This is a genomic window from Leclercia sp. 1548 (genome assembly GCF_050435045.1).
Lineage (GTDB): Bacteria > Pseudomonadota > Gammaproteobacteria > Enterobacterales > Enterobacteriaceae > Enterobacter > Enterobacter adecarboxylatus.
Window position 1 is genome coordinate 264,244 of the sequence record NZ_JBNDJP010000007.1, and the last position, 7,919, is coordinate 272,162.

Here is a 7,919-nt window from a genome sequence, read left to right on the forward strand (position 1 = left end):
ATGTTGGTGGGTGTTGTTAAACGGGCATTTCGCCCAAATAAATCTGTGCAATCTGGTCATCGTTAAGCATCGCTTTGGATTCGCCATGGTGAACAATACTGCCACTGTCCATTACCCAGGCCTGGTCGGTCACTTCCAGCGCCAGGCGGGCGTTCTGTTCGATGAGCAGCAGGGCCACGCCACGCTCGCGCAACCCGGCGATGACGGCAAAAATGTTTTCTACCATCTTTGGCGCGAGGCCCATGGAGGGTTCGTCCAGGATCAGCAGACGCGGGCGGCTGAGCAGGGCGCGATTCAGCGCTAAAAGCTGCTGCTCTCCGCCGGAGAGCAGCCCGGCCAGCTGATGCTGGCGTTCGCCAAGACGTGGGAACCGGGCAAAAATCTCGTCCATCTCCTGCTTCACGGTGACAGTGTCACGGCGAAGCCAGGCTCCCATCTGCAGGTTCTCCAGCACCGTCATACGGGCGAAGATACCCCGGCCTTCCGGGACCATCACCAGCCCGTCGCGCAGCAGCGCTTCGGCTTTCTGTTTACGCACCGGCTTGCCGTTAAATTCAATGTTGCCGCCAAAACGCTCCAGCCCGGTGATGGCTCGTACGGTGGAGCTTTTGCCCGCACCGTTGGCCCCGATCAGCGTGGCCTGTTCACCTTCGCGCAGGCTAAAGGAGACGCCGCGCACCGCCTGGATACCGCCGTAATGCACGTCCAGGCGTTCCACTTTCAGTAATTCAGACATGGGCATTGCCTCCAAGCCAGGCGGCGATCACCGCCGGGTCACGTCGCACGCTGTCCGGGGTGCCGCTGGCCAGCGTTTTGCCATAATCCAGCACCGTGAGGCGATCGCAGATCCCCATCACCAGCTTCACGTCATGTTCAATCATCAGCAGGGTTTTTCCGTCGTCGCGGATGCGGGTCAATAGCTCCCCCAGAGCCACTTTTTCTGCTGCGTTCATCCCGGCGGCAGGTTCATCCAGCGCCAGCAGAAGCGGATCGGTGGCCAGTGCGCGGGCGATTTCCAGCCGACGCTGATGGCCGTAAGCCAGATCGCAGGCGCGGTAGTGGGCGAACTTTGCAATGCCGGTGTACTCCAGCCAGTGCCACGCCTGTTCCCGGGTCTGGGCCTCTTCTTCCCTGGCGCGCTTGTGACGGCTCAGCGCGGCCCACAGCCCGTTGCGGGTACGTACATGGCGACCCACCATCACGTTCTCCAGCACCGACATCTCGTTAAACAGACGGACGTTCTGGAAGGTGCGGGCGATGCCTGCGGCGGTCACTCTTTCGATCTGCTTCGGGAAGTACGGTGTATCGGCAATGGCAAATTCGCCGCTGTCTGCCGGGTACAGCCCGGTGATCAGGTTGAAGCAGGTGGTTTTACCCGCGCCGTTAGGGCCAATCAGACCGTAAATTTCGCCTTTGTTGATCGAGAGTGAGACGTTGTCCACCGCCGTCAGGCCGCCAAAGCGTTTGGACATATTGCGCACGGTTAACAGACTCATGCGTTGACCTCCTTGTGGCGAACCGGCCAGATGCCCGACGGGCGAACCAGCATGACCAGCACCAGCGCCAGGCCGTAGAACAGCTGACGCAGGATCTCCGGGTCTATCAGCACCGAACCAAACAGCGCCTGCTGTACCGGCGCAGCCTGGCTACGCAACAGCTCTGGCAGGGCAGTAAGCAGCACCGCACCGAGGATCACCCCCGGGATATGGCCCATACCGCCCAGCACCACCATCGCCAGCACGGCAATCGACTCCTGCAAGGTGAAAGATTCCGGCGAGACAAAGCCCTGGAAGGCACCAAACAGCGCCCCGGCCACACCGCCAAAAGAGGCACCCATGGCAAAGGCCAGCAGCTTAAAGTTGCGCACGTTGATCCCCATCGCCCGGGCGACGTCTTCGTCTTCGCGAATGGCGTGCCACGCCCGGCCAATGCGCGAGTGTTGCAGGCGCAGACAGACAAAAATGATCCCGACAATCACCAGCATCAGCAGGTAGTACCACAGCCACAGGGCGGGCACCTTGACGCCGAACCAGTGGTATACCCCGCTGAACTTCAGTCCAAACAGGTTGAGGGTATCGACGCCGGTAATGCCCTTAGCGCCGTTGGTGATGTTCACCGGGCGGTCGAGATTACGCATCAGAATACGGATGATCTCCCCGAAGCCGAGGGTCACGATCGCCAGATAATCGCCGCGCAGCTTCAGCGTTGGCGCACCGAGCAGGATGCCGCACACCGCCGCGACCAGCGCGGCAATCGGGATGATCAGCAGATACGACGTATGAAGCCCATCCGGGAACCAGACGTTGAGGATCGGGAACACCTCCGCCAGGTGCGGCGACGCCAGCAGCGCGGCCAGATAAGCGCCGACAGCATAGAAAGCGATAAAGCCCATATCCAGCAGGCCGGTGTAGCCGACCACGATATTCAGCCCCAGCGCCAGCATGATGTAGAGCAGGGCGAAGTCGATCACCCGCACCCAGTAGTTGCCGCCCAGTTGGGTAGCCACCACCGGCGCAAGCAGCAGGGCAAGCACAAACAGCGTCATGCCGGACCAGAATTTACGGCGGGTCGCCGGTGTTTTGAGTTCAATGGCAGTCATGATTTCCTCTTACGCCCTGTGCGCCACGCGCTCGCCCAGCAGACCCGCCGGACGGAAGACCAACACCAGAATCAGCACGATAAAGGCGAATACGTCCTGGTAATTACTGCCAAACACACCGTCAGTCAGCTCGCCAAGATAACCGGCACCCAGTGCTTCGATAATGCCGAGCAGGATCCCGCCTATCATCGCCCCGCGAATGTTGCCGATGCCGCCGAGAACCGCCGCGGTAAAGGCCTTAATGCCGGGCAGGAAGCCCATCGAGAAGCTGGCGTTACCGTAGTTGCTGGCCATCATCACGCCCGCCAGCGCGGCAAAGATGCCGCCAATGGCGAAGGTGAGGGTGATGATGGCGTTCGGATTGACGCCCATCAGAGTCGCGACGCGCGGGTTTTCGGCCACGGCGCGCATACCGCGACCGAGGCGGGTGTATTCCACCAGCAGCCACAGGCCGGTCATGACGATCAGAGCCAGCGCCACGGTAACCATGCCGGTCACGGTAACAATCGCCGGGGGATGCGCCTCGCTGCCCGCGGTGATGGCAATGGGGTCCATCGGCAGGATCTGCGGGAACATCAGCGGGTTACGCGTCCAGATAATCATCGCCACGGTTTGCAGCAGCACCGACACGCCAATCCCGGAGATCAGCGGTGCCAGCCGCGGCGCATGCCGCAGGCGGCGATAGGCGAAACGCTCCACCGCCATCGCCAGCAGGGCGCAGACCGCCATCGCGATCAGCAGCGCGAAGCCAAGCTGCAGCAGTTGCGGCATAGCGGGAAAATAACCGTTGAGGAGATTCAGCCCTGACAGGGTGGTCAGCGCGCCGACCATTAAAATATCGCCGTGGGCGAAGTTAATAATGCGCAAAATGCCATACACCATGGTATAGCCCAGCGCGATCAGCGCGTAGATGCTGCCCAGCATCACGCCGTTGATCAGTTGTTGTATGAGTGTGTCCAACGTTCCTACCCGACAAATTGCTCTTTCAGCGGGTAACATCTAATAATTGAATTAAATTGTGAAATACACATATATTCTTTCTTATGATTTTTGGAGCTTGCGTTATCTGATTGATTTTAAAGATGATGATAAATGGCTGATAAACCTGATTATCCATGACAGATCAATATATGAATAAAACAGAACAATCCCTGGTGGTACCGGCCTTTGCCGAGAGCCGACTGGCGAACGATCCACCGCTGCGGGCGGTACGGGCCTTCGAGGCAATAGCCCGGCTGGGCAGTGTGACCCAGGCGGCGCAGGAGCTGGATATCTCCCCGTCAGCGGTCAGCCATCAGCTCAAAGTGCTGGAAGGGTACCTGCAGATGCCGCTTACCGAGCGTCAGGGACGCAGGCTGATCCTCAGCCAACAGGGGCGAGACTATTACCGCTCCATTCGTGCGGCCTTTAACGTGCTGCGCCAGGCCACCGAGCATCTGCTTGAACAGGTACAGACCCGTCAGGTGACCATCAGCCTGATCCCGCTGTTTGGCATGGGGTGGTTTATCCCGCGGCTACCGGGGTTTATGCGGGCCAATCCGCAAACTGAAATTAATGTGGTCTACGCCAACCACCGCAACTACCTGAGCGATGCCTCGGATATGTCGATTCGCTTTGGTAACGGGCAGTGGGCAGGCTACCAGAGCGAGAAGCTTATCTCCGGGCAGATGGTGCCGGTCTGTAGCCGGGCGTTTTTGCGCCTGCACGGACATATCGATACCCCCGAACAGCTGCTACAAATGCCGCTCCTGCATGATGAGGAGCGCGCGACCTGGCAGCAGTGGTTTATCCAGCAGGGGGTAAAGCGCCCGCCGCGACGCAGCGGACCGATGTTTGAAGATGGCCTGTTAACGCTGGCGGGCGTGCAGGCGGGGCTGGGCTGCGCCCTGATGCGTGAGCCACTCATTGCGCCCTATCTGGAGAGCGGTGAGCTGGTGAAAATATTTGATATGCCCATCGACGATGGTCGGGATTATTACCTGTGCGTCCGGCAGGATGTTGAGATGAGCCAGGACGGTAAGCTGTTACAGAGCTGGCTGCGGCAGAACAGTTGAGGTAAAGGGTTAAGCGGCAACAGGCCGCACCGCAGCACCATCGACGGGTGGCGGCTGCGTCTTACCCCGCCTGTAATTCGGCGCTATTTGGTTCCCTCTCTCTTATGGGAGAGGACCAGAGTGATGGTAAAAACAGCCTGTTTGAATATCAGTGAAATGAGCATGATGAAGAATATCAATCAACTGGCATTATATAATGCTGGCATCTGGGTTCACCGTTAATGATTGCAAAGGTTTTATTATTACTTCAGTTTTTACTTGATCCTGTAATTTTCTCAGTCAATGATTTTTGTCGATAGAATAGGGCCTAAAAATAATAACAACCAAAACCCACCGTTAGTTTGTGTGGCATTTAATTATTCTGGGTGTAATGATTTTTCTGATGGCGCTGAACAATGCAGGGGGAGTAATATTTAACCTCTCCATATTGCGTTATTACCATTTTAATCAAATGTAAATATTCGCCGTTTCTTCTTTGAACATGAATGAATCAAATCTGCTCATTCGCTTTATTAAGGATGATGATTATGGTAATAGGTTATTTTATTCGTCTGGGTGATAAAACTTCCTGTGGCGGTACTGTGCTTTCCGCTTCACAACACCATAGTTTTGGAGGTGTTGCGACGGCCAGAAACGGCGATAAGGTTTCCTGCGGTATCGATCGTAAGATCTATCATATCGCAGGGGGTATACCTAATTACTTTATTCATGGCGTGGCAGCAGCAGGAACATTGCATAGCCGTAGTACATGCCCGTGCCGGGCAAGGCTAATAACGTCATTCCCGAATGCCGTATATTGGTCCGGGGAAGATAAACGGGTTAACACGGTTGCCGGTGCACCTGTAAACGCTGGCGAGCCAGAACAACATGCGCAGGCCGCACGAAAAAATTCAGCCGCTACCTCTGACAATGCCAGCAACCGTGCCCAAAAAGGAAAACGAGAAATTACCCTGACGCTCGGTGTGTTTTTCGATGGTACGGGCAACAATGCCATTAATACCAATAACATGGTAAAAGCCTGTATTGCTGAACGCTACGAACTTGATAACATCGACGCGGGTGCGATTTTGGGAAAATGTGCGCGGGAGGGTATGGGCGTTTCGGGTGTGGGTGCCATTAGTTATACGGGGTATTACACGAATGTGCACTGGCTGCGGACGCTGTATAAAAAGGACATATCAACCAAGGGTAGTGATATTCAGAGAGCCATTTACATTGATGGTATAGGTACGGAAGCAGGTAAGCCGGACAGCCTGATTGGGCAAGGGTTTGGAATATCAGACACTGGAGTTATTGCTAAAACGGATATAGCCATATCCCGACTGGCTCGCAATATACAGGAGGTTTTACAAGAAATATGCAGAAGACAACCAAATTATGAACTGATTATAAAGTCTCTTCAATTTGATATTTTCGGTTTCAGTCGTGGCGCAGCCGCCTCACGTCACTTTGCCAATCGTATTCATTCAGAAGACCCCGCAATTATTGCTGCAATCCGCGAAGGTGTGCAGGGCACAGAGTTTAAAGGAACTCCAGTGGGCAAAATTCGCTTTATCGGGATTTTTGATACCGTAGCCGCGATTGGCACCCCACTAAACGGCCTGAACCCGCACAGTGCGGATACGGGCGAAGTAAATCTTGTGCTACGCCCAGGTGTGGCGGATAAGGTTTTTCATATCACTGCGGCCCATGAATGCCGTTTTAACTTCGCTCTGAACAGCGTAAAACCCGCCTGGCCTGAACTGGCGTTACCCGGTGTGCATTCTGATATTGGCGGAGGTTATCTGCCCGCTGTGGAAGAAAATCTTTTTCTGTCTCGCCCGGAGACCGCCACTGTCCCGCTGCGCCAGTCCGGCGAACAAACGCGGGGTTACCATCAGACAAGAAAGCAACTGGATAAGCTGGACGCCTGTCCGGCAGTCGCCCCCATTATGCGCACCAGCGATATTTCTGTAGAAACCTGGTTTGATGACCGCATGCCGCCGGACCGCTACGGCGAACCGCAGAAACGTAGCTACGCCGCCCTGACGCTACGTAACCGAATCATTAGAAATGACTGGTCAAAAGTCGCGTTGCGGGTGATGTATGACGCCGCACAGGAGGCCGGGGTGATGTTTGATGAAATACAGGAAGACGATAATTTCAATGTTCCAGATGAATTGAATTCATTGTGCGCCAAAGCCCTGGAAATGGGTAAGACGGTTCGTTCGGGCCAGAGTTCAGGTACGTTTAGCCAGGATGAAATCGACACTATCGCCCGGCGATATATTCACTGCTCGGCAAACTGGAATGCGATCGTTGCGGATACAAAAGGTTTTACGCAGGGCGGTGCATCCGCAGCGGAAATCATCGGTTTTCTCGATCGCCCGGATGAAAACTGGCAGCGCACCCTATACGACATGGACGGGAAAAAAATATGAAACTGAAAATCGCCCTCGCACTGGTGTTATTAGTGAGTGGCTGCCGCGCTTCTGAGCCGCAGACACCGGAAGAAACGGGCAGCATGCCTTACGGCAAATGGGGTTTTGCATTTTTTACTCCCTATGCTTTGCCTGCCATCGTGACGCACGCAGTGGTAATCGACAGCGGGAAAGTTGTATCGACCTTTCGGACGTTGGACAGTACGCAGAGTGATCCGGATACCGTACAGTTCTGGAGTGACACTACACCTAATGGCGGAGTTATCTTTAATAAAGTCCGCCACCCCCCCGTTTCCATGCTGTTCTGCTGGGACTCCATCATTGATAAAAAAACCTATGAAACGTGGATTATTTTCAATCCTTCGTTACGTGAAACCATGCTGACACCGACAGGGACAGACCGTTACGGAGAAACCGCCTGGTATAAAACGATGCTGTTTGGTCTTGCGCCGGAAGGGAAGGTAAAAATCTGGCTTCAGGACAGCGCCGGAGGGAGAAATGTCCCTTTAAGGCCGAAACAAATCGCGACGCTTTCAGGCGATCAGCTTGATATCTGTAAGGGAATTACAAGGCATTTTCAGGGATATGGATATACCAAAACGACTCAGGAATTTATCAAAGATAAAGCCTATCCCTACGGCAACTGGTGATTGTTATCAGGCTACCTGCCGCGTCGGCAGGTAGCCTTTTTCTTCAGATTTTTGCATCGCCGGGATGAAAACTGGCAGCGCACCCAATACAACATGGATGGTAAAGAAGTATGAAACTGAAAATCGCCCTTGCGGTGGTGCTATTGGTGAGTGGCTGCCGGGCTTCTGAACCGCAGACCCCGGAAGAAACCGGCAG

Annotated in this window: 8 protein-coding genes; 3 read left to right on the forward strand and 5 right to left on the reverse strand. The window is 55.1% G+C overall.

Annotation, left to right across the window (positions count from 1 at the left end; translation table 11 throughout):
• Positions 1 to 16: 16 nt before the first annotated feature.
• From ABIE02_RS18940 to ABIE02_RS18955, 4 genes are read right to left on the reverse strand one after another with little or no spacing between them, the layout of a single operon-like run.
• On the reverse strand, positions 17 to 736 hold the full coding sequence (locus ABIE02_RS18940) for an ABC transporter ATP-binding protein (protein WP_032618195.1): 720 nt from the start codon (positions 734 to 736) through the stop codon (positions 17 to 19).
• Positions 729 to 1,496, reverse strand: coding sequence for an ABC transporter ATP-binding protein (locus ABIE02_RS18945; RefSeq protein ID WP_077227676.1), 768 nt, complete (start codon positions 1,494 to 1,496; stop codon positions 729 to 731). The genes ABIE02_RS18940 and ABIE02_RS18945 overlap by 8 nt, the downstream gene beginning before the upstream one ends.
• Positions 1,493 to 2,599, reverse strand: a complete 1,107-nt coding sequence (locus tag ABIE02_RS18950) for a branched-chain amino acid ABC transporter permease (RefSeq protein ID WP_059307906.1) — start codon at positions 2,597 to 2,599, stop codon at positions 1,493 to 1,495. The genes ABIE02_RS18945 and ABIE02_RS18950 overlap by 4 nt, the downstream gene beginning before the upstream one ends.
• 9 nt (positions 2,600 to 2,608) lie before the next feature.
• Complete coding sequence (locus ABIE02_RS18955; protein ID WP_032618198.1) at positions 2,609 to 3,559, reverse strand: branched-chain amino acid ABC transporter permease; 951 nt, start codon at positions 3,557 to 3,559, stop codon at positions 2,609 to 2,611.
• Between the two features lie 170 nt (positions 3,560 to 3,729).
• Here ABIE02_RS18955 and ABIE02_RS18960 point away from each other — a divergent pair, with 170 nt between their 5' ends.
• The 3 genes from ABIE02_RS18960 (at position 3,730) to ABIE02_RS18970 (ending at position 7,723) form a co-directional block, all read left to right on the forward strand.
• Positions 3,730 to 4,653, forward strand: a complete 924-nt coding sequence (locus tag ABIE02_RS18960; RefSeq protein WP_032618199.1) for a LysR substrate-binding domain-containing protein — start codon at positions 3,730 to 3,732, stop codon at positions 4,651 to 4,653.
• A 527-nt stretch (positions 4,654 to 5,180) separates the two neighbouring features.
• Positions 5,181 to 7,073, forward strand: coding sequence for a phospholipase effector Tle1 domain-containing protein (locus tag ABIE02_RS18965; protein ID WP_336994598.1), 1,893 nt, complete (start codon positions 5,181 to 5,183; stop codon positions 7,071 to 7,073).
• Positions 7,070 to 7,723, forward strand: a complete 654-nt coding sequence (locus ABIE02_RS18970) for a DUF2931 family protein (protein WP_234548574.1) — start codon at positions 7,070 to 7,072, stop codon at positions 7,721 to 7,723. The genes ABIE02_RS18965 and ABIE02_RS18970 overlap by 4 nt, the downstream gene beginning before the upstream one ends.
• 6 nt (positions 7,724 to 7,729) lie before the next feature.
• Here ABIE02_RS18970 and ABIE02_RS18975 read toward each other — a convergent pair.
• Positions 7,730 to 7,919: hypothetical protein (locus ABIE02_RS18975; protein ID WP_429211413.1), on the reverse strand; the 190-nt coding region annotated here is incomplete at its 5' end.